Below are 19,181 nucleotides of genomic sequence, written 5' to 3'. Positions count from 1 at the left end.
CATTAATCACATGGCCGGAGGCCGTTCGCCCAGAGCAGCGCGCCTGACAACTGCCGACGCTGATGTGCGCACTATTTTCAGATACTGCCTGCTACGTTACCGCTTGTTGCCTTGCTACTGCTTCTGCTCGTATTCCTGTCGAAATTCCGCCAGCAGTCCTGCTTCTTCGCGGCTGAGTTGCCGTTGCTCGATGAGCTCCGGCCGTCGCCGCCAAGTCCGCCCCAAGGCCTGTTTCAGGCGCCAGCGGCGAATTCTCTCATGGTTGCCGGACAACAACACCTCCGGCACCCGCATTCCTTCAAACTCTTCCGGCCGCGTGTAATGCGGACAGTCCAGCAAACCCGTGGCGAAGGAATCCTCCTGCGCCGAAGCGCTGTCGTTCAGCGCCCCCGGTAACTGCCGCACCGTCGCATCGATCAACGCCAGCGCGGCAATTTCACCTCCCGACAACACGAAGTCGCCAAGAGAAATTTCTTCATCGACACAGCGCTCGATCAGCCGCTCGTCGATACCCTCATAACGCCCGCAAAGCAGAATCGCCCCCGGGCCCTGCGCCAATTCCAGCACACGCGCATGATCCAGCAAGCGGCCCTGGGGCGAAAAACAAATCACTTTCACCCGCTCCTTCGCGCTGTCCCCACCTGCCGCAATCCGTCTCGCACGCGCCGCAGCGATGGCCTTTTCCAGCGGCTGCGCCAGCATCACCATGCCTGGACCGCCACCGTAAGGCCTGTCATCGACGCTACGGTAGTTATCGTCGGCGTAATCGCGCGGATTCCAGCAATTCAACTGCCACAGGCCGTGTTCCAGTGCGCGTCGCGTGATACCCGACTGCGTCAGCGCCGAAAACACCTCGGGAAACAGGGTGATCACATCGAAATCAAGACGGGCCCTGGTTCCGACTCCGGCTTTGTTCGTTGCTGTCTCAGTTCCCGCTCCAGCCAGCATGGTCACCAGTCCACACCCCAGTCGACACGAATCTCGCGCAGCGCGCTATCCACATCCTTTACCACGGCAGCCACGAACGGCAACAAACGCTCCTGACCTGCCTCATCCCTTACGCACAGAACCTCATGTGCGCCACTACGCATCAGATCGACCACTCGGCCCAGCCGGGCACCTTCCGCATTCACCACATCCAGGCCAAGCAAATCGACCCAGTAATACTCACCCTTTGCCGTTCCCGGCAAAGCCGCACGCGGCGCGGCGATGAAACAGCCTTCGATCGCCTCGGCAGCAGTCCGATCATCCATCCGGGAAAATTTGGCGACATACCCCTTGCCATGCGGCTTGAGCGCCGACAGTTCATGAGCCTGCCAGTGCGCCTTGCCTCCATCAGCCGGGGTGCCAAACCACCATTGCGGCATCGCGCCAAATGCCTCGGCATCGTCACTGAAAAAATGTACCCGAACCCAACCGCGCAGGCCGTACGCTTCATTCACCCGGCCAAGGACCACCATGTCCGGCGCGGCATCTTCACCTTCGGACAGCACGGACGCCGGCAGCCCGGCCATTCCTTCGACCTCAGGCAGCAGCAGCGCTTTTCTTGACCAGGCGGGCGACGGTCGATGACAGCTGGGCACCCTGGCTCTGCCAGTAGGCCAGACGCTGGGTATCAACGCGCAACCCCTGCTCGTTTGCGCCGGCGACCGGATTGTAGTAACCAATGCGCTCGACGAAACGGCCATCGCGACGATCACGCGAATCGGCAACGACCATGTTGTAGAAAGGACGCTTCTTGGCGCCGCTGCGGGCAAGACGGATGACAACCATTACAGTTCCTCGTAATCCGGAGTCGGAAAATTGGTGGAATATACAGGAAAACCATCCTCATCTCAACCGTCAAATACCCGTCAAACGCCATCCTGCCTTTAGGGAGGAGGCTACGCCCGCTTGCGTGTGCCCGACATTCCTGTCGCGCCAGGCAATTCGGCAACGATCAAGGCGCCAAGCAAAACCACGCTCCAGGACAAGTGGAGCCAGATCAGAAAAATCGGGATGACGGCAAAAGCGCCATAAACGACGGTATAGGCCGGAAAATGGGCGACATACGTACTGAACAGGTACTGCATCAGGGTAAAGCCGGCGGTAGCGAAAATGCCGCCGATCAAGGCATGCCACCTGTTGACGCGGCGATTCGGCACGATCTGGTACAGCAGGGCAAACAGCAGCGTCATGACAAGCAACGGCAATACCCGGAAGAACAGGCCGTTCAGCCAGCCTGGCTCATTGACGAGACCAAATGAGACGCCGGCGAGATAACCGATGCCGACCAAGCCGCCGCCAAACAGCACCGGGCCGAGAAACAGGGTAAATAGATGCATGCCAAGGCGGCGGAACAAGGGCCGCGCTGCCTTGACCCGCCAGATTGCATTGAAGGCGTGCTCGATCGTGAGCATCTGCATCAATGCCGTCAACGTGAGGATCGTGCCACCAATCAGCGTCAATCGCTCGGTTTTGCGCACAAAATGCTCCAGATAGCGCGCAATGATCTTGCCTGCCTTATCGGGCAGCAGATTGGCCAGCAGGAATTTTTCCATGGCGCCCGCCATGTCCGCCGCAAAAGGCATGTGCGCCAGCAGCAGCACCCCCATGGCAATCAGCGGCACCAGGCCGAGCAAGGTGCTGAAGGACAGGCTGGCTGCCGTCTGAAAATAGCGCTCGTCATGAAAGCGCCGCGCCACGCGCATGGGCAGGTGCAACGGCGCAAGCAGGATGCCGGACAAGATCAGCCACCAAACGGGAAAATCACGATTCTATCCTCGTTGCATGGGCCATGAACATTTCCGGCGCCCGCGCTCCGCCATGACGGAGCGAACCACCGCCAGGCAGCCAGGAAGGACTGAAGCCTGTTCAGCCGTCTTCCTGGCGCGTCCTCCGATCAAACCTGCGGATTGACCCTGGGCAGATTGGCATGCAGCTTGTTCAGCGCATTCAGGTAGGCCTTGGCGGATGCCACGATGATATCGGTATCGGCGCCCTGCCCATTCACGATGCGCCCATCCTTCGACAAACGCACAGTCACTTCACCTTGCGCGTCCGTGCCGGTGGTGATGCTGTTGACCGAATACAACAGCAGATCGGCCCCACTGCAGGCCAGGTTCTCGATGGCCTTGAATACCGCATCGACCGGGCCGCTGCCCGAAGCTTCCGCATTTTTCTCGACGCCATCCACGATCAAGGTGATCCGCGCGCGCGGAATCTCTCCGGTTTCGGAATGGAACTGGGCAAATGCCAGGCGATAGTATTCGTGCTCCGGCGTCACGGTCTCATCGCCAACCAGCGCATAGATGTCTTCATCGAAGATCTCGCGCTTCTTGTCGGCAAGCTCCTTGAAACGTGCAAATGCCGCATTCAGCGCCTCCTCGCCGGCCAGTTCGATGCCCAGTTCGGTAAGGCGCGACTTGAAAGCGCTGCGGCCGGAAAGCTTGCCCAGCGTCAGACGGTTGGTCGTCCAGCCGACATCTTCGGCACGCATGATTTCATAGGTTTCACGATGCTTGAGCACGCCATCCTGGTGAATCCCGGACTCATGAGCAAAGGCATTCGCGCCGACGACGGCCTTGTTGGGCTGCACCGGATAGCCGGTGATCTGCGAAACCAGCCTGGACGTCGGCACGATCTGCACCGCGTCGATACGCGTATCGCAGACGAATATATCGCCGCGCGTGCGCACGGCCATGACGATTTCCTCGAGCGAAGCATTGCCGGCACGCTCACCCAGCCCGTTGATGGTGCATTCCACCTGACGCGCGCCGGCCAGCACCGCCGACAATGAGTTAGCCACGGCCAACCCCAGGTCGTTATGGCAGTGCGTAGACCAGATCACCTTGTCCGCATCCGGCACATTCTCGATCAGGCGGCGGATGCGTTCGCCCCATTGCTCGGGAATGCTGTAGCCGACCGTATCCGGCACATTGATGGTCTTGGCGCCCGCCTTGATGACGGCATCGAAGACTCGGCAGAGAAAGTCGAAATCCGAACGCACCGCATCCTCGGCGGAAAATTCGACGTCATCCGTATATTGCTGCGCCAGCCTGACCGCAGCCACCGCCGCCTCGACGACTTCATCGGGCCGCATGCGCAGCTTCTTCTCCATGTGAATCGGGCTGGTCGCGATGAACGTATGGATACGCCCGGAGCGTGCCGGCCGGATTGCCTCGCCGGCACGCCGCACGTCTTTCTCGTTGGCACGGGCCAGGCCGCAGACGGTGGACTCCTGGATTGCCGAGGCAACCGCATGCACCGACTCGAAGTCGCCGGGAGAAGCCGCCGGAAAGCCGGCCTCGATCACATCGACGCGCAGTTTTTCGAGTTGCCGGGCAATGCGCAATTTCTCGTCCCGCGTCATCGAAGCGCCGGGGCTCTGCTCGCCGTCGCGCAAGGTAGTATCGAATATCTTCAAATGTTGTTTTGCCATTGTCATCTCCGTCGCAAGGCGGCACGAATATCCATCGGCTGGCGACTTTGCAGTCGTCGGCCATGTTCCGGTATCGAATTGTGTAGTGGGGGAGTTTAGCGCGCGCGGCGCAGCAGCGGCCGCAGCTTGGAACGCAGCGGCAGCCTCGCCAGCAGCAAGCCGGTGAGGCAGAGGAAGAACGCAGCAGGAATGAGCGTCGAGTTCATGGCTTGACTATATCGAACTATATACGCCGGCGTCAACTCGTCGCATCGGTATTTTCCGGCCGGTCGCCCTTGTCCCGGCGCACCCAGCGCCAGCCAGCCAGTACATAGCCGGAAAGCGCATAACCAAGAAACAGCGCGAACATCATCCCTTCCGGGTAGCTCGAGATCAATGCAAAGGCGAGCATGATCGCCACGATGACGATGAAAGGCACGCTGCGCCGCAGATTGATGTCCTTGCCGCTCCAGTAGGGAATGTTGCTGACCATGGTGACGCCGGCAAAGATGGTCAGTATGCAGGCATACCAGCGTGCATCATTGCCGCTGTAGCCAAGGTTGTGCAGTACCCAGATCAGCCCGGCGATCAGGGCTGCCGCAGCCGGACTGGGCAATCCCTGGAAATAGCGCTTGTCGATGATGTCGATGTTGGTGTTGAAGCGCGCCAGGCGCAAGGCCGCGCCGGCGCAATAGATGAAGGCCGCTACCCAGCCAAGCTTGCCCATGTCCTTCAGCGCCCATTCATAGATCACCAGCGAGGGCGCCGCGCCGAAGGAAACCATGTCGGACAGCGAATCGTACTCGGCGCCGAAAGCGCTCTGCGTATGCGTCATGCGCGCCACGCGCCCATCAAGCCCGTCGAGCACCATGGCGACAAAAATGGCGATTGCCGAATATTCATAGCGCCCGTTCATCGCCTGCACGATGGCGTAGAAGCCTGCAAACAATGCGCCGGTGGTGAACAGGTTCGGCAGCAGGTAGATGCCGCGCCGACGCAATTCGGGATTCATCACTGATTTGCGATGAGACAGCCTGGGCGCGGGCATATGGCGAATCTCAGGCAAGTTCGGCAAGCACGGTAGCCGAAGCACGTACCTTGTCGCCAATGGCCACCTTGACGCGCGTATCCAGCGGCAAATACAAATCGACCCGCGAACCGAAGCGGATGAAGCCATAACGCTGGCCGCGCGCCAGCGGCGTACCCGCATCGACGTAGCAGAGAATGCGCCGCGCAATCAGCCCGGCCACCTGCACGCAGGTGACATCATGCCCGCCAACGGTATGCAGCCACAGGGCATTGCGTTCGTTTTCCGTCGAAGCCTTGTCGAGATCGGCGTTGACGAACTTGCCGGGGTGATACCAGCGCTGCCTGACCTCGCCATCTACCGGGCTGCGGTTTGAATGTACATTGAAGACGTTCATGAAGACGCTGACCTTCAGCGCTTCGCGATCGAGCCAGGGATCGCGCACCGGCTCGATGGCAACGATGCGGCCATCCGCCGGCGACAGCACGCTCCGCGCATTTCCCGGAATCGATCGTGGCGGATCACGAAAGAACTGCACGCAGAAAATGAAAGCCAGCCAAGGCAGTACCGCCCAGGCCCAGCCAGCCTGCCAATTGACCAGCAGTGCCAACAGCAGCGTGGCACCGATGAAAGGCCAGCCTTCGCGCGCAATCAAGGGATGAGGATAAGAAGATGCCATGAGGATGCGATAAGTTGAATCAGGGTAGGCGGTAGAAGTTCTCCCGGTCATCCTACCCTGCTGCCTTCTGGTCAGTGGTCAGTAACCAGAGATCGGAAATCCGGAATTCAGGTTCCGGATCAGTTCTTCGATTGATCGACCAGCTTGTTCTTCTTGATCCACGGCATCATGTCGCGCAGCTTGCCGCCGACGACTTCGATCGGATGCTCGGCATTCAGACGGCGACGTGCGGTCATCTCCGGATAGTTGGTACGCCCTTCGAGGATGAACTGCTTGGCATACGATCCATTCTGGATGTTCTTCAGGCATTCGCGCATGGCTTCACGCGCCTGGCTGTTGATGACCTGCGGACCCGTCACATACTCACCGTACTCGGCGTTGTTGGAGATCGAGTAGTTCATGTTGGCGATACCGCCTTCATACATCAGATCGACGATCAGCTTGAGCTCGTGCAGGCACTCGAAGTAAGCCATTTCCGGCGCGTAGCCGGCTTCGACCAGCGTCTCGAAACCGGCCTTGACCAGCTCCACGGCGCCGCCGCACAGCACGGCCTGCTCGCCGAACAGGTCGGTCTCGGTTTCTTCGCGGAAATTGGTCTCGATGACGCCGCCCTTGGTGCCACCGTTGGCCGCCGCATACGACAGGGCGATGTCCTTGGCCTTGCCGGACTTGTCCTGATACACGGCGATCAGGGTCGGCACGCCGCCGCCCTTGAGGTATTCGGAACGCACGGTATGGCCGGGGCCCTTCGGCGCGACCATGATGACGTCGACATCGTCGCGCGGCACGACCTGGTTGTAATGCACGTTGAAGCCGTGCGCGAAAGCCAGCGCAGCACCCTTCTTCATGTTGGCGGCGATTTCCTCGTTGTAGACCTGCGGGATGTTCTCGTCCGGCAGCAGGATCATGACGACGTCGGCACTCTTCACCGAGGCGGCGACTTCCTCGACCTTCAGTCCGGCCGCTTCGGCCTTTTTCCAGGAGGCGCCATTCCTGCGCAGACCGACAGTGACGTTGACGCCCGACTCCTTGAGGTTCAGCGCATGCGCGTGGCCTTGCGAACCGTAGCCGACGATGGTGACCTGCTTGCCTTTGATGAGAGACAGATCGGCATCCTTGTCGTAATAGACCTTCATTGTTTTCCTTTCAAATTCGTGAGGAGTGATAAGTACTGGGTGAGGATTGAGGAGTTGCCGGGCAAGGCTGCATCCCGGCCTGGACTCCGCACTAAACCTTGAGTATGCGGTCGCCGCGACCGATGCCGCAGACGCCGGTGCGCACGGTTTCGAGTATCAACGCCGGATCGATGGCCTTCAGGAAGGCATCCAGCTTGACTTCGTCCCCGGTCAGCTCGATGACGTAGCTCGAATCGGTGACATCGATGATGTGGCCGCGGAAGATGTCGGACATGCGCTTCATCTCCTCGCGATCCTTGCCGGTGGCGCGTACCTTCACCAGCATCAGTTCGCGCTCGACATGCGGCGCCTCCGACAGATCGACCACCTTGACGACATCGATCAGCTTGTTCAACTGCTTGGTGATCTGCTCGATGACCTCGTCAGAGCCGACGCTGACGATGGTCATGCGCGACAGGGAGATATCCTCGGTCGGCGCCACGGTCAGCGACTCGATGTTGTAGGCACGCGCCGAGAACAGGCCGGAAACGCGTGACAGCGCACCGGATTCGTTTTCCAGCAGAATCGAAATGATGTGTCGCATGATGGTTGCTCTGTTTCGTGGTTCTTACAGTTCTTCAGCCAGGATCATTTCCGACAGTCCCTTGCCGGCCGCCACCATGGGAAAGACGTTGGCGGTCTGATCGGTGTAGAAATTCAGGAACACCAGATCGTTCTTGTGCGTGGTGAAGGCTTCGCGCAAGGCCGGCTCGACATCATCGGGCTTCTCGATGTGCATGCCGACATGGCCATAGGACTCGGCCAGCTTGACGAAATCGGGCAGCGCATCGACATAGGACTCGGAATAGCGGTTGCCGTGGAACATTTCCTGCCACTGGCGCACCATCCCCAGATAACGGTTGTTGAGGTTGATGATCTTGATCGGCAGACGGAACTGCTTGCAGGTCGACAGTTCCTGGATGTTCATCTGGATCGACGCCTCGCCGGTCACGCAGGCCACCGTCGCCTTGGGATTGGCGAAACGCGCGCCCATCGCCGCCGGCAGGCCGAAGCCCATGGTGCCCAGACCGCCGGAGTTCAACCAGCGGCGCGGCTTGTCGAACTTGTAGTACTGCGCCGCCCACATCTGGTGCTGGCCGACATCGGAGGTCACGATGGCATCGCCGCCCGTCACCTCATAGAGCTTCTCGATGACGTACTGGGGCATGATCAGCTTGCTGCCCTGCTTGTACTTCATGCACTTCTTGCCACGCCAGCCTTCGATTTCCTTCCACCAGGCGGCCAGCGCCTTGGCATCCGGACGTGCTTCGCTTGCGTTGATCTGTTTCAGCATCTCGGCAAGCACGTCGGAAAGATGGCCGACGATGGGAATATCCACCTTGACGCGCTTCGAAATCGACGAAGGGTCGATGTCGACATGAATGATCTTGCGCTGCACCTGGTTGAAATGCTCCGGATTGCCGATCACGCGGTCATCGAACCGCGCGCCGATGGCCAGCAGTACGTCGCAGTTCTGCATCGCCATGTTGGCCTCGACGGTACCGTGCATGCCCAGCATGCCAAGGAACTGCCGATCGGTGGCCGGATAGCCGCCCAGCCCCATCAGGGTATTGGTCACGGGCAGGCCCAGCGTCCGCACCAGATTCGTCAGCTTGTCCGCCGCATCGGAAAGAATCACGCCGCCACCGGCATAGACCATCGGCCGCTTGGCCGACATGAGCAACTGCAGCGCCTTCTTGATCTGCCCCGCATGACCTTTGGTCACCGGATTGTAGGAACGCATGGATACCGTTTTCGGATAGGAGAACTCGCACTTCTGGGCGGTGAGATCCTTTGGAATATCCACCAGAACCGGACCGGGACGCCCGGTCTTGGCGATATAAAACGCCTTCTTGATGGTCTCGGCGATATCCCTGACATCCTTGACCAGGAAATTGTGCTTCACGCAGGGACGCGTGATGCCAACGGTATCGGCCTCCTGAAAGGCATCCTGGCCGATGTAATGGGTCGGCACCTGGCCGGTGATGATCACCATCGGAATCGAATCCATGTGCGCCGTGGCGATGCCGGTCACCGCATTGGTGACCCCCGGACCGGAAGTCACCATGCAGACGCCGATCTTCTGCGACGACCGCGAATAGGCATCAGCCGCGTGGACGGCGGCCTGTTCATGCCGAACGAGAATATGCTTGATCTGGTCCTGTTTGAACAGCTCATCATAGATAAACAGCACAGCGCCGCCCGGATAGCCGAACACATGGTCGACCTTTTCCTCCTGCAAGCACTTGATCACGATCTCGGCACCAGTCAAGAGCATCTCTTTTCCCCAAATGTTTTCTTCCTGCGCGTACTTGTCCCGGTTTCCATGGTTTTTTCATTGCCCACGAACATCCCGTTCCTCAAGTACATTAAAAAACGCGAAACGCGCCACATTACTGGTTGCAGCGAATTTGGTCAAGGCATTGCGCGAATGCAAAGACTGCAGACGGTACCGTGAAGGGCTGACAAGCCGGCCATAAACGCGTTAATCTGGTGATTTTTCCCGTTTCGGGCATTCGGAGACTTTTCTGGCGACACGCACTGAACTCTCGGACTTTCTCGCCAACGCCGAACGCCGCGCCTTCAAGCAAGCCATGTTCGCCGTACACAACGAGGAACAGGCACTCGACATCGTGCAGGATGCGATGCTCAAACTCGCGGAAAAATACGGCGGACGTCCACTCGCGGAACTGCCGCTGCTGTTCCAGCGCATACTGCAAAACACCATCCGCGATTTCTATCGGCGCCAGAAAATCCGCTCGACCTGGAGCATCCTGCTCTCGGCGCTGACGCCAGCCAATACCGGCGAGGACGAAGACTACGACCCGCTGGAAACGCTGGTGATCGACGATGCGGCCATCCCCTCCCCCGTCATGGCCCTGGAACAAACGCAAGTCCTTGCCGCCATCGAGACGGAAATTGCGAAGCTGCCCCCGCGTCAACGCGAAGCCTTCCTCATGCGTTACTGGGAAGGCATGGATATCGCCGAAACAGCCACGGTCATGGGTTGCACCGAAGGCAGTGTGAAAACACATTGTTCGCGCGCGACGCACACCCTGGCGGCCGCACTCAGATCGAAAGGGATCACGCCATGAATATTCATCCGCCGGAAGAACAGGAATTCACCAACAGAATCAAGCGCCACCTCGATCATGGCGCCGACCATCTCGGCAACCCGATACTCGACAGGCTCATGACTGCCCGGCAACTCGCCCTGGCGCATCAACAGACCCAGGTCGCCGGACTGGGTCTGGCAGGCCTCGCCTCCGTCTTCAACGAAATTCTGTCCCCCAGGGCGCGGATGCTTTCAGCCCTGGCGGCACTCGTCATCGGCATGGCCGGCGTCCATTACTGGAGCGGCCACCCGCAGGCAGATGAAGGCGAAGATATCGATGCTGCGTTACTATCCGACGATCTGCCAATCCACGCCTACCTGGATCATGGGTTTCAAGCATGGTTAGAACAGCCATAAGCATGAGGCACCGCCGGGCTCCGACTCCTGCCTCGGCCACCACAGCCTCCCCGGCATTTGCGGGCCTGATTGTCAACCTGGTTGCCGGCCTGTATCTGGCATTGGCTATCGGCGGCATGGCCGTGCCGGCGACGGTCAATGCCGCCGAGACGGTCTCCGCCCAGCCTGGCTGGGCAAAACTGACGCCACAACAACGTGAAGTCCTGCAGCCGCTCTCGAACGAATGGGATCGGCTCAATGCCTCGCAGCGCAAGCGCTGGCTGAGTATTGCCCAACGTTACCCACAGATGTCCCCGGAAGAACGGCAGCGTATCACTCAGCGCATGACAAACTGGAGCCGGCTGACGCCGGAGGAACGGCAAAAAGCGCGCGAACGCTACAAGGCCCTGCGCAGCACCACGCCTGAACAGCGTGCCACCATCAAACAAAAGTGGACGGAATACAAACAACTGCCGGATGCCGAAAAAGAACACCTGCGGCAGCGGGCACGCAAACCACGCCAGGCACCTCAGCCCGCACCTGCCACTGCCGATGCGGCCAAGCCTGCGGCGCAACCCCTCCTCCCTGCCGCACCGGCAAAGACCGGACCATAGCAAGCGGCCAGCGCGGCAACTGCCGCGGCTCTTGGCTCCACTCTTCACCCGCGCTTGCCTGCCCACGCTGCATTTGACTTTCCATGCCTCCAACTGAAACACCCGCCCTGCCCAGACGCCTTGCCGGCATGCTCTATGAGGCTTTGCTGCTCATCGGCGTGATCGCCGTACTGGTTCTGCTGCCGGAAACGATCTATGCCGAACACGCCAGCCGGACAGCCGCTCCCTGGCTGATGTGGCTGCATCTCGAGCTGGTGCTCGCGGCCTATTTCATCTGGTTCTGGCGCCACGGCGGGCAAACCCTGGCCATGAAAACCTGGAAAATCCGCCTGGTCCCCGCCCAGGACCGTCACGACGGTAGTTCAGGCATCAGTCTGCGGCAAGCGCTGCTGCGACATCTTCTGTGCTGGCCATCACTCGCCCTGGCCGGTGTCGGACTGCTCTGGGCACTCGTTGATCGCGACGGCCAATTTCTCCATGACCGCCTTGCCGGCACGTGCCTGATCCTCGTCAGCGCCGCTCCGCCCACCACAGCATCCCGCCCGCAGCAAACAGGAAAATCGCGCTTGGCGTGATTGCCGACCAGAACGGCCACCAGTTGTTGATAGCCCCCAGACTGGAAAACAGGCCGTTGAGCATGTGAAAGGCAATGCCCAGCATGACGCCGGCGAAGATCTTGATGCTCACAGCCCCCATGCGATCCTGCAAATAGGCGAACGGCAGCGCCAGCGCCATCATCACCAGCACGGCCAGGGGATAAAACACCTTTTTCCACAGCGCGATCTGATAGCGCTGCGCCTTCTGCTGATTGTCCTCGAGGTGGCGAATGTACTGCCAAAGCCTGACGAAAGACATGCGCTCCGGCACCACCATCAACACCGACAAAATATCCGGGTTCAGCGCCGACTTCCAGATCAGCGTCGGAAACTGCAGCACTTCGGTGCGGTCATTGGAAAAGCGGGTCTGCACGACACCCTCCAGACGCCAACCGTCCGACGCGACGTACCTGGCTTCCTTCGCCTCGCTGACCGAACGCAACTGATGATTCCCATCGAACTCGAAAATCCGCAGGCCGCGCAAGGTGGTATCGGGCAGCATGTCGCGCACATTGACGAAATTACGCTCGTCCTTGACCCACAAACCGGAGCGAAACTCCTGCCCAACCACCGAGCTCCGGGTCTTCAGGTGCAGTTGCTGCGCCAGATGCTCGGCCGGAGGGGCCACAAATTCACCGATCAGGAAAATGGCCACCACGAACCCCACGCCCAGCTTGCTCAGCGTCACCAGCAAGGTACGCGTCGACAACCCGGAAGTCCGCAGTATGGTGATCTCCGAATGCCGGGCAAGCATGGTCAATGCATACAACGAACCAATCAGCACGGCGATTGGAGACAACTCATAGATTCGTCCCGGCAACGTCAGCAACACAAAACCGAGCGCATGCTGCAACCTGTAGCCATCCTTGCCGACATCTTCAAGCTCATGGATCAGATCGAAAAAAGCGAAGAGCAGCAAGAAAGCGGTCAACACCAGCGCCGTGCCGATATAGATTTCCCGCGCCAGATAGCGCTCATACACCTTCAGCGCCACAACCGCCCCCAGGAAAACACCGTCAAGCGGCGGAAAAACAGCAGCAGCAGCAACACCAGCACTGCCGCATGGACGATCCAGACGCCCATGCCGAAACTCAACCGTCCTTGCGACACCCAAGCCTGGCTGATGCTGATCAGATTGCTGTAGATCATGTAGATGAGAATGGCAAAAATCAGATTGTTGGCGCGCCCGGCACGCGGATTGACGAAGGACAAGGGAATCGCCAGCAAGGCCAGAATGAACGCCGCCAATGGCACGCCCACACGCCAGAGTATCTGGCCCAGATTGGGTGGCGTCGGATTTTCCAGCAGCTTCTGCAGCGGCAGGCTCTTCGGCGTCTCGACGAAGCCTTGCGATTCGCGCGTTTCGACGCGCACCGCGTAGCGTTCGAATTCCATGACGCGATAATCGGCCTGTCCCGGCACCCCCTCATAGCGGCGCCCGTTTTCCAGCACCAGAAAACGATCGCCGTTGGCCATGAGCTGCTGATAGCCTCTTGCGGCTGCCATGACGCCCAGCTTGCCGTGCTGCATCGAGCTGATGAACACGTTCTTGACCAGCCTTTCGTCCCCGGCCACCGCTTCGACAAAGAATACGCGATCCGCCATCGACGACTCCTTGAAGCTGCCCGGCGCGACCTGGGAGACATCGTCGCGCTCCTTCATCTTCTGGCGAAACTCCAGGCTTTTCGATATCGCCCAGGGCGACAGAAAAATCGACAGCACGGCAATGATGAGCACGATCGGCAGCGCGAACGCCAGCACCGGGCGAATCCAGGCAGTCAGCGACAAACCGCTGGAAAACCAGACCACCATTTCGGAATCGCGATAGGCGCGCGCCAGCGACAACAGCACCGCGATGAACAAGGAGAGCGACAACAGGGTCGGAAGATAATTGATGGCAGCGAAGCCCATCAGCGCCAGTACGGCCTCCGAGGCCAGCTTTCCCCCCGCCGCCTCGGCCAGCAGCCGGATCAGCTGGGTTGTCAGCATGACGGCAAGCAGGGCAACGAAAACCGCGATGGAAGTATTGGCAAACTCACGCAGAGCCGCACGCTGATAAATCATTTTGATTTTGACTTTTGCTGAAAAAGTTAGTGATAATCAAAAAGTCTATCGATTTTCACCAAAATCGCGGCGCACACCACAGCAGGGAAAATGGTTGAAATGATTCACGGACGCAACCGGAACGCTGTGCGAGTAAGCGTCATACAAGGAGCAACAGAGCGATGGAATTTAGCATAAAAAGCGGCAGTCCCGAAAAACAGCGCAGTGCCTGTGTCGTGGTTGGCGTCTTCGAACCACGCAAGCTGACCGTCCCGGGCGAAATTCTCAACAAGGCCAGCAACCAGTACATTTCCGACCTGCTGCGGCGCGGCGACCTGGAAGGCAAATCCGGCACGACGCTGCTCCTGCACAACGTTCCCGGCACGCTGTGCGACCGCATCCTGCTGGTCGGCCTGGGCAAGGAAAAGGAGTTCCGTGAAAAGGAATTCCGTACCGCCATCGCCACCACCATCCGCACCCTCAATGAAATCGGCGCCTTCGACGCCACCATCACGCTGACCGAACTGGCGGTGAAGAAATGCGACCTGCCCTGGCGCATCCGTCAAACCGTGCTGATCGCGGCCGAAACGCTCTACCGCTTCGATCATTACAAATCGAAGAAAGACGAAGTCCGCCGCCCGCTGCGCAAACTGACGCTGGCCGTGGAAAGCCGCACCGATCTTGCCGCTGCCGAAAAGGCGCTGGAGGAAGGCCAGGCCATCGTCCTGGGCATGAATCTCTGCAAGGATCTCGGCAACCTGCCTGGCAATGTCTGCACCCCAGGCTATCTGGCCGAGCAAGCGCTCGAGCTCGCCAAAACCTATCCGCTCAAGGCTGAAATCCTCGAACGCGAGGATATGGAAAAGCTCGGCATGGGCTCGCTGCTTTCGGTCGCTCGCGGCAGCCACCAGCCGCCAAAATTCATCATTCTCAGACATGACGGCGGTAAGAATACGGCCAAGCCGGTAGTACTGGTCGGCAAGGGCATCACCTTCGATACCGGCGGCATTTCGCTGAAACCCGGCGCCGAAATGGACGAGATGAAGTACGACATGTGCGGCGCAGCCAGCGTCCTCGGCACCATGAAGGCCATCGCCCAGATGGGTCTCAAGCTCAACGTCGTCGGCATCATCCCCACCACCGAGAACATGCCTGGCGGCAATGCCACACGGCCAGGCGACATCGTGACCTCGATGTCCGGACAAACCATCGAAATCCTCAATACGGATGCCGAAGGCCGTCTGATACTCTGCGATGCGCTCACCTATGCCGAGCGCTTCGAGCCGGCCTGCGTCATTGACATTGCCACCCTGACCGGCGCTTGCGTCATCGCCCTCGGCCATGTCGCCAGCGGCCTGCTCGCCAATGACGACACGCTTGCCCGCGATCTGCTGAATGCCGGACAGAACGCCTACGATCGCGCCTGGCAACTGCCGCTCTGGGAAGACTACCAGGAACAGTTGAAGAGTCCGTTCGCCGACATGGCCAACATCGGCGGCCGCGCCGCCGGCACCATCACCGCCGCCAGCTTCCTCGCCCGCTTCACCAAGAAATTCCACTGGGCGCATCTGGACATTGCCGGCACCGCCTGGAAGTCCGGCGAGAAAAAAGGCGCTACCGGCCGCCCCGTGCCATTGCTGACCCACTTCCTCATGGCCCGCGCGCGCAGCCGGGGCGAATAAGCCACGATCTCACACACACCAGCGCACATGACTCAGGTTTTGTTCTGTCACAACGCAGCGGATCGCCTGCAGGCCGCCGTCACCTGGCTGACTCAGGCAAGCAGGGATGCCGACGCAAACGACAGATACATAATCTACGCCCCGGACCGCCAGATTGCCGAACGCCTGGATCACATGCTATGGACCACGCCGCCGACCGGCTTTCTGCCGCATTGCAGCGCGCGCTCGCACCTCGCGCCGGAAACGCCCATACTCATCGCCACTACGGCCAGTGAACTCGGCGGCAATGCAAGCAATGCGCAGACCAGCCGGAACAGCCTGCTCAACCTTGGCAATGAACTACCCCCGGAATTCGAGCGTTTCACGCAACTCATCGAAATCATCAGCCGGGAAGAAAACATTCGGCTACCGGCACGCGAACGCGCGCGCTACTACCGCGATCAGGGGCATGACATCCAGTATCTCGACCTGCAAAAGGCGCCGCTGTGAGCAACATGAACGAGAGCAATGGAACGAGCGACAGGAGCGACATGCTGCTTGACCAGGCCGACGCCCTGATGCGACGCCGCAACTTCGTCTCCAGCCTCGATCTGGCCGAGGCAAAGTCCGCACAGCCTGCGGGCACGCCTGCCGAAGAAGAAACACTCTCCCTCGACAGCCAGGACGTACCGGTATTGACCGAAGTCATCGAAGCCGAGGTGACGGCTTCCCCTGCAACGGCGTCGGACGCAACTGCCGCAGCCATGCGGCAGATTCACCAGCAGAAAATCTGCAAGACGCTGGAAAGCTGGCTGGAAGAAGTGCTTCCCCAGATGCTCGCCAACACCATGAACGGATTGAGCGAGCAACTGCTCGCGGAACTGCGCGAGCGCGCCCGCGCCGAACTCCCCGCCAGACTCAAACCGGATCTGTCCGAATAGACACGGCCCACCAGCCAAAAAAGCGGGATCAAGCACATTCGTATTGAATAACGGTGGATCGTGGAGGCGAAGTTTCAGTACTGCAAACTTCCCTGAATCCACTGGTGCCCAGGGCCGGAATCGAACCGGCACGCCTTGCGGCAACGGTGTTTGAGACCGTCGCGTCTACCTATTCCGCCACCTGGGCTTAATCACACACACTACACACGCCACGCACTCGCAAGCCACCACGTTTTTCATCCACAGAGTAGCCTGGAACTGCCGCAGCTCGCATAAAATGCGCGGCTGCGCTGTCTTCGCTCCTTCATCTCGGTTGAAGAAGATGAAGAGGAACGAAAGGGGCGCATTATCCGCGATTCCCCGTTGTGCTTCAACTCCCATGTCAGCAAATAATTCAACGACAGGCGCTGCCAGCGCAGCACTGAGCGACTCGTCCGCGCAATTGCGCCTCAGCGACTTCGACTACGCATTGCCGCCCGAGCTGATTGCCCAGCAACCGCTGGCGGAACGCAGCGCCAGCCGCTTGCTGGTCGTCGATGGCAACGACGCGCCGATCGAGGACCGCAACATTGCAGATCTGGCCGAACTGCTGCAACCTGGCGACCTGCTGGTGATGAACGACACCCGCGTGCTGCATGCGCGTCTGTACGGCATAAAAGACAGCGGCGGCAGGATCGAAGTGCTGGTCGAGCGCATCACCGGCGAGCACGAGGCGCTGGCGCAGATTCGTGCCAGCAAGCCGCCGAAGCCAGGCTGCGTACTGCATCTGGAGGGCGCGCTGGAAGCAAAAGTGCTGGCGCGCGCGGGCGAGTTCTACCATCTGCGTTTTCCGGATACGGAAAATGTCATCGACCTGCTCGAACGCCACGGCCGCCTGCCCTTGCCGCCGTACATCGAACGCAATGCGGCGGATGCCGACGAAGCGCGCTACCAGACGGTGTTCGCACGCACGCATGGTTCGGTGGCCGCGCCGACTGCCGGACTGCATTTCGATGACGCGCTGCTCGCTGCCGTAGAGAAACGGGGCTGCCGCATCGCCTACGTCACGCTGCATGTCGGCGCCGGCACCTTCCAGCCGGTGCGCAGCGAAAACCTCGCCGAACACCGGATGCACCGTGAGCGCTACATCCTGCCCGAAGCCACGGCGCAAGCCATTGCAGAAACGCGGCGCAAGGGAGGACGCATCGTCGCCGTCGGCACCACCACGCTGCGCACGCTGGAATCCGCCGCCATTGCCGGCAATGGACAACTGCAGGCCGGCGCCGGTGAAACCGGACTGTTCATTCTGCCGGGCTTCCGTTTCCGCATCGTCGATGCGCTGCTGACAAATTTCCATCTGCCAAAATCCACTCTGCTGATGCTGGTCTCGGCCTTCGCCGGCATCGAGCGCATCCGCACTGCTTACGCCCACGCCATCGCACAAGGCTACCGTTTCTTCAGCTACGGTGACGCCATGCTGCTGACGCGCACCAACGATGAATCTGCGCCATGAATTTTGAACTCCTTAACCAGGACGGCACCGCGCGCCGCGGCCGGATCACGCTGGCGCACGGCCAGGTCGACACGCCGGCCTTCATGCCGGTCGGCACCTACGGCACGGTCAAGGCCATGGCCCCCGATGAAGTGCGCGACCTCGGCGCGCAGATCGTGCTCGGCAACACCTTCCACCTCTGGCTGCGCCCCGGCACCAAGATCATCGCCGCGCACGGCGGGCTGCACCGCTTCATGGGCTGGAACGGCCCCATCCTCACCGACTCGGGTGGCTTCCAGGTGTTCTCGCTCGGCGCGCTGCGCAAGATCTCCGAGGAGGGCGTCAGGTTCGCCTCGCCGATCAACGGCGACCGCCTGTTCCTGACGCCCGAGGAGTCGATGCGCATCCAGCATGCGCTGAACTCAGACATCGTCATGATCTTCGACGAATGCACACCCTACCCGGCCGAGCGGCGCCAGGCCGAGGAGTCGATGCGCCTCTCGCTGCGCTGGGCACAGCGCTCGCGCGACGAGCACCGGCGCCTGGAAAATTCCAACGCGCTGTTCGGCATCGTCCAGGGCGGCATGTACGAAGACCTGCGCGACATCTCCCTGGCGGCGCTGAACGAAATGGATTTCGACGGCTACGCCATCGGCGGCCTCTCGGTCGGCGAACCCAAGGAAGACATGGCGCGCATCCTCGCCCACACCGCGCCGCGCCTGCCGGTGCACAAACCGCGCTATCTGATGGGCGTGGGCACACCGGAAGATCTGGTGTTCGCCGTTGGCCACGGTATCGACATGTTCGACTGCGTGATGCCGACGCGCAACGCGCGCAACGGCTGGCTGTTCACCCGCCACGGCGACGTCAAGATCAAGAACGCCCAGTACAAGGCCGACCTGCGTCCGCTCGATGAAAGCTGTGACTGCGCCACCTGCCGCCATTTCACCCGCGCCTACCTGCACCATTTGCACCGTACCGGCGAGATCCTCGGCGCGCGCCTCAACACGCTGCACAACCTCTACTACTACCAGACGCTGATGCGCGAAATGCGCGAGGCCATCGCCGCCGGCAGCTTCAACGAGTTCGCCGCCCGCTTCCGGCGTGATCGCGCTGGCGGCTGA

At 60.3% G+C, this 19,181-nt stretch carries 21 protein-coding genes and 1 tRNA gene; 9 read left to right on the top strand and 13 right to left on the bottom strand.

The window, feature by feature from the left end; genetic code table 11:
* Positions 1 to 114 precede the first annotated feature (114 nt).
* The 10 genes from trmD to SDENCHOL_RS07440 form a co-directional block, all read right to left on the bottom strand.
* Positions 115 to 948, bottom strand: a complete 834-nt coding sequence (gene trmD, locus SDENCHOL_RS07485; RefSeq protein WP_154717396.1) for a tRNA (guanosine(37)-N1)-methyltransferase TrmD — start codon at positions 946 to 948, stop codon at positions 115 to 117.
* Between the two features lie 2 nt (positions 949 to 950).
* A complete protein-coding gene (gene rimM, locus SDENCHOL_RS07480; RefSeq protein WP_197706873.1) occupies positions 951 to 1,514 on the bottom strand; it encodes a ribosome maturation factor RimM in 564 nt (187 codons plus the stop codon).
* Positions 1,515 to 1,524: 10 nt separating this feature from the next.
* On the bottom strand, positions 1,525 to 1,773 hold the full coding sequence (gene rpsP, locus SDENCHOL_RS07475) for a 30S ribosomal protein S16 (protein ID WP_154716661.1): 249 nt from the start codon (positions 1,771 to 1,773) through the stop codon (positions 1,525 to 1,527).
* A gap of 110 nt (positions 1,774 to 1,883) precedes the next feature.
* Positions 1,884 to 2,726, bottom strand: coding sequence for a YihY family inner membrane protein (locus SDENCHOL_RS07470; RefSeq protein WP_154716660.1), 843 nt, complete (start codon positions 2,724 to 2,726; stop codon positions 1,884 to 1,886).
* A 155-nt stretch (positions 2,727 to 2,881) separates the two neighbouring features.
* Entirely contained in the window at positions 2,882 to 4,420 is a 1,539-nt protein-coding gene (locus tag SDENCHOL_RS07465) for a 2-isopropylmalate synthase (RefSeq protein WP_154716659.1), read from the bottom strand.
* Positions 4,421 to 4,658: 238 nt separating this feature from the next.
* Positions 4,659 to 5,411 carry a CDP-diacylglycerol--serine O-phosphatidyltransferase gene (gene pssA / locus SDENCHOL_RS07460; protein WP_231912935.1) on the bottom strand — a complete coding sequence of 251 codons (753 nt, stop codon included), beginning with the start codon at positions 5,409 to 5,411 and terminating at the stop codon, positions 4,659 to 4,661.
* Between the two features lie 46 nt (positions 5,412 to 5,457).
* Entirely contained in the window at positions 5,458 to 6,105 is a 648-nt protein-coding gene (locus SDENCHOL_RS07455; RefSeq protein WP_154716657.1) for a phosphatidylserine decarboxylase, read from the bottom strand.
* 119 nt (positions 6,106 to 6,224) lie between these two features.
* A complete protein-coding gene (gene ilvC / locus SDENCHOL_RS07450) occupies positions 6,225 to 7,241 on the bottom strand; it encodes a ketol-acid reductoisomerase (RefSeq protein WP_154716656.1) in 1,017 nt (338 codons plus the stop codon).
* 91 nt (positions 7,242 to 7,332) lie between these two features.
* The gene (ilvN, locus tag SDENCHOL_RS07445) at positions 7,333 to 7,824 is read right to left on the bottom strand and encodes an acetolactate synthase small subunit (protein WP_154716655.1); all 492 of its coding nucleotides are present in this window, start codon (positions 7,822 to 7,824) and stop codon (positions 7,333 to 7,335) included.
* 24 nt (positions 7,825 to 7,848) lie between these two features.
* Positions 7,849 to 9,558: an acetolactate synthase 3 catalytic subunit gene (locus SDENCHOL_RS07440; protein WP_154716654.1), complete on the bottom strand. Its 1,710-nt coding sequence runs from the start codon at positions 9,556 to 9,558 to the stop codon at positions 7,849 to 7,851.
* A gap of 250 nt (positions 9,559 to 9,808) precedes the next feature.
* Between SDENCHOL_RS07440 and SDENCHOL_RS07435 the strand changes: the two genes are divergently transcribed.
* From SDENCHOL_RS07435 to SDENCHOL_RS07420, 4 genes are all read left to right on the top strand, one after another.
* A complete protein-coding gene (locus SDENCHOL_RS07435; RefSeq protein WP_154716653.1) occupies positions 9,809 to 10,375 on the top strand; it encodes an RNA polymerase sigma factor in 567 nt (188 codons plus the stop codon).
* On the top strand, positions 10,372 to 10,752 hold the full coding sequence (locus SDENCHOL_RS07430) for a DUF3619 family protein (RefSeq protein WP_154716652.1): 381 nt from the start codon (positions 10,372 to 10,374) through the stop codon (positions 10,750 to 10,752). The genes SDENCHOL_RS07435 and SDENCHOL_RS07430 overlap by 4 nt, the downstream gene beginning before the upstream one ends.
* A gap of 2 nt (positions 10,753 to 10,754) precedes the next feature.
* Positions 10,755 to 11,345, top strand: coding sequence for a DUF3106 domain-containing protein (locus SDENCHOL_RS07425; RefSeq protein ID WP_231912934.1), 591 nt, complete (start codon positions 10,755 to 10,757; stop codon positions 11,343 to 11,345).
* Between the two features lie 83 nt (positions 11,346 to 11,428).
* Positions 11,429 to 11,920 (top strand): RDD family protein, encoded by a 492-nt coding sequence (locus tag SDENCHOL_RS07420; protein WP_154716651.1) that lies wholly within the window; start codon positions 11,429 to 11,431, stop codon positions 11,918 to 11,920.
* Here the strand turns inward: SDENCHOL_RS07420 and lptG are convergent.
* Both lptG and lptF read right to left on the bottom strand, forming a co-directional pair.
* Positions 11,856 to 12,875 (bottom strand): LPS export ABC transporter permease LptG, encoded by a 1,020-nt coding sequence (gene lptG, locus SDENCHOL_RS07415; RefSeq protein WP_231913022.1) that lies wholly within the window; start codon positions 12,873 to 12,875, stop codon positions 11,856 to 11,858. The genes SDENCHOL_RS07420 and lptG overlap by 65 nt on opposite strands.
* Before the next feature lie 50 nt (positions 12,876 to 12,925).
* Positions 12,926 to 14,005, bottom strand: a complete 1,080-nt coding sequence (gene lptF, locus SDENCHOL_RS07410) for an LPS export ABC transporter permease LptF (RefSeq protein ID WP_154716650.1) — start codon at positions 14,003 to 14,005, stop codon at positions 12,926 to 12,928.
* A gap of 161 nt (positions 14,006 to 14,166) precedes the next feature.
* Between lptF and SDENCHOL_RS07405 the strand changes: the two genes are divergently transcribed.
* The 3 genes from SDENCHOL_RS07405 to SDENCHOL_RS07395 are packed head-to-tail and all read left to right on the top strand — an operon-like array spanning position 14,167 to position 16,586.
* Positions 14,167 to 15,666, top strand: a complete 1,500-nt coding sequence (locus tag SDENCHOL_RS07405; RefSeq protein ID WP_154716649.1) for a leucyl aminopeptidase — start codon at positions 14,167 to 14,169, stop codon at positions 15,664 to 15,666.
* 27 nt (positions 15,667 to 15,693) lie between these two features.
* Positions 15,694 to 16,155 carry a DNA polymerase III subunit chi gene (locus SDENCHOL_RS07400; RefSeq protein ID WP_154716648.1) on the top strand — a complete coding sequence of 154 codons (462 nt, stop codon included), beginning with the start codon at positions 15,694 to 15,696 and terminating at the stop codon, positions 16,153 to 16,155.
* On the top strand, positions 16,152 to 16,586 hold the full coding sequence (locus tag SDENCHOL_RS07395; protein ID WP_154716647.1) for a hypothetical protein: 435 nt from the start codon (positions 16,152 to 16,154) through the stop codon (positions 16,584 to 16,586). Before SDENCHOL_RS07400 ends, SDENCHOL_RS07395 begins: the two co-directional genes overlap by 4 nt.
* Positions 16,587 to 16,688: 102 nt before the next feature.
* On the opposite strand, the gene SDENCHOL_RS07390 is transcribed toward SDENCHOL_RS07395, so the two are convergent.
* Positions 16,689 to 16,773 (bottom strand) — tRNA-Leu (locus SDENCHOL_RS07390).
* Between the two features lie 255 nt (positions 16,774 to 17,028).
* On the opposite strand from SDENCHOL_RS07390, the gene queA reads away from it, so the two are divergent.
* Together queA and tgt are read left to right on the top strand one after the other, a co-directional pair.
* The gene (gene queA / locus SDENCHOL_RS07385) at positions 17,029 to 18,078 is read left to right on the top strand and encodes a tRNA preQ1(34) S-adenosylmethionine ribosyltransferase-isomerase QueA (RefSeq protein WP_231913021.1); all 1,050 of its coding nucleotides are present in this window, start codon (positions 17,029 to 17,031) and stop codon (positions 18,076 to 18,078) included.
* Entirely contained in the window at positions 18,075 to 19,181 is a 1,107-nt protein-coding gene (gene tgt / locus SDENCHOL_RS07380) for a tRNA guanosine(34) transglycosylase Tgt (RefSeq protein WP_154716645.1), read from the top strand. The genes queA and tgt overlap by 4 nt, the downstream gene beginning before the upstream one ends.

Source organism: Sterolibacterium denitrificans (assembly GCF_900174485.1).
Lineage (GTDB): Bacteria > Pseudomonadota > Gammaproteobacteria > Burkholderiales > Rhodocyclaceae > Sterolibacterium > Sterolibacterium denitrificans.
The sequence above is the reverse complement of the archived record's forward strand: the minus strand, read 5'-3'. Positions and strand labels throughout refer to the sequence as shown.

Bases quoted from the DNA above. Each gene is read 5' to 3' on its own strand.
- SDENCHOL_RS07400 (WP_154716648.1), top strand. From the start codon at position 15,694: ATGACTCAGGTTTTGTTCTGTCACAACGCAGCGGATCGCCTGCAGGCC.
- SDENCHOL_RS07405 (WP_154716649.1), top strand. From the start codon at position 14,167: ATGGAATTTAGCATAAAAAGCGGCAGTCCCGAAAAACAGCGCAGTGCC.
- pssA (WP_231912935.1), bottom strand. From the start codon at position 5,411: ATGAATCCCGAATTGCGTCGGCGCGGCATCTACCTGCTGCCGAACCTG.
- SDENCHOL_RS07430 (WP_154716652.1), top strand. From the start codon at position 10,372: ATGAATATTCATCCGCCGGAAGAACAGGAATTCACCAACAGAATCAAG.
- ilvN (WP_154716655.1), bottom strand. From the start codon at position 7,824: ATGCGACACATCATTTCGATTCTGCTGGAAAACGAATCCGGTGCGCTG.
- SDENCHOL_RS07465 (WP_154716659.1), bottom strand. From the start codon at position 4,420: ATGGCAAAACAACATTTGAAGATATTCGATACTACCTTGCGCGACGGC.
- rimM (WP_197706873.1), bottom strand. From the start codon at position 1,514: ATGGCCGGGCTGCCGGCGTCCGTGCTGTCCGAAGGTGAAGATGCCGCG.
- SDENCHOL_RS07425 (WP_231912934.1), top strand. From the start codon at position 10,755: ATGAGGCACCGCCGGGCTCCGACTCCTGCCTCGGCCACCACAGCCTCC.
- SDENCHOL_RS07420 (WP_154716651.1), top strand. From the start codon at position 11,429: ATGCCTCCAACTGAAACACCCGCCCTGCCCAGACGCCTTGCCGGCATG.
- ilvC (WP_154716656.1), bottom strand. From the start codon at position 7,241: ATGAAGGTCTATTACGACAAGGATGCCGATCTGTCTCTCATCAAAGGC.
- rpsP (WP_154716661.1), bottom strand. From the start codon at position 1,773: ATGGTTGTCATCCGTCTTGCCCGCAGCGGCGCCAAGAAGCGTCCTTTC.
- SDENCHOL_RS07440 (WP_154716654.1), bottom strand. From the start codon at position 9,558: ATGCTCTTGACTGGTGCCGAGATCGTGATCAAGTGCTTGCAGGAGGAA.
- SDENCHOL_RS07455 (WP_154716657.1), bottom strand. From the start codon at position 6,105: ATGGCATCTTCTTATCCTCATCCCTTGATTGCGCGCGAAGGCTGGCCT.
- tgt (WP_154716645.1), top strand. From the start codon at position 18,075: ATGAATTTTGAACTCCTTAACCAGGACGGCACCGCGCGCCGCGGCCGG.
- lptF (WP_154716650.1), bottom strand. From the start codon at position 14,005: ATGATTTATCAGCGTGCGGCTCTGCGTGAGTTTGCCAATACTTCCATC.
- trmD (WP_154717396.1), bottom strand. From the start codon at position 948: ATGCTGGCTGGAGCGGGAACTGAGACAGCAACGAACAAAGCCGGAGTC.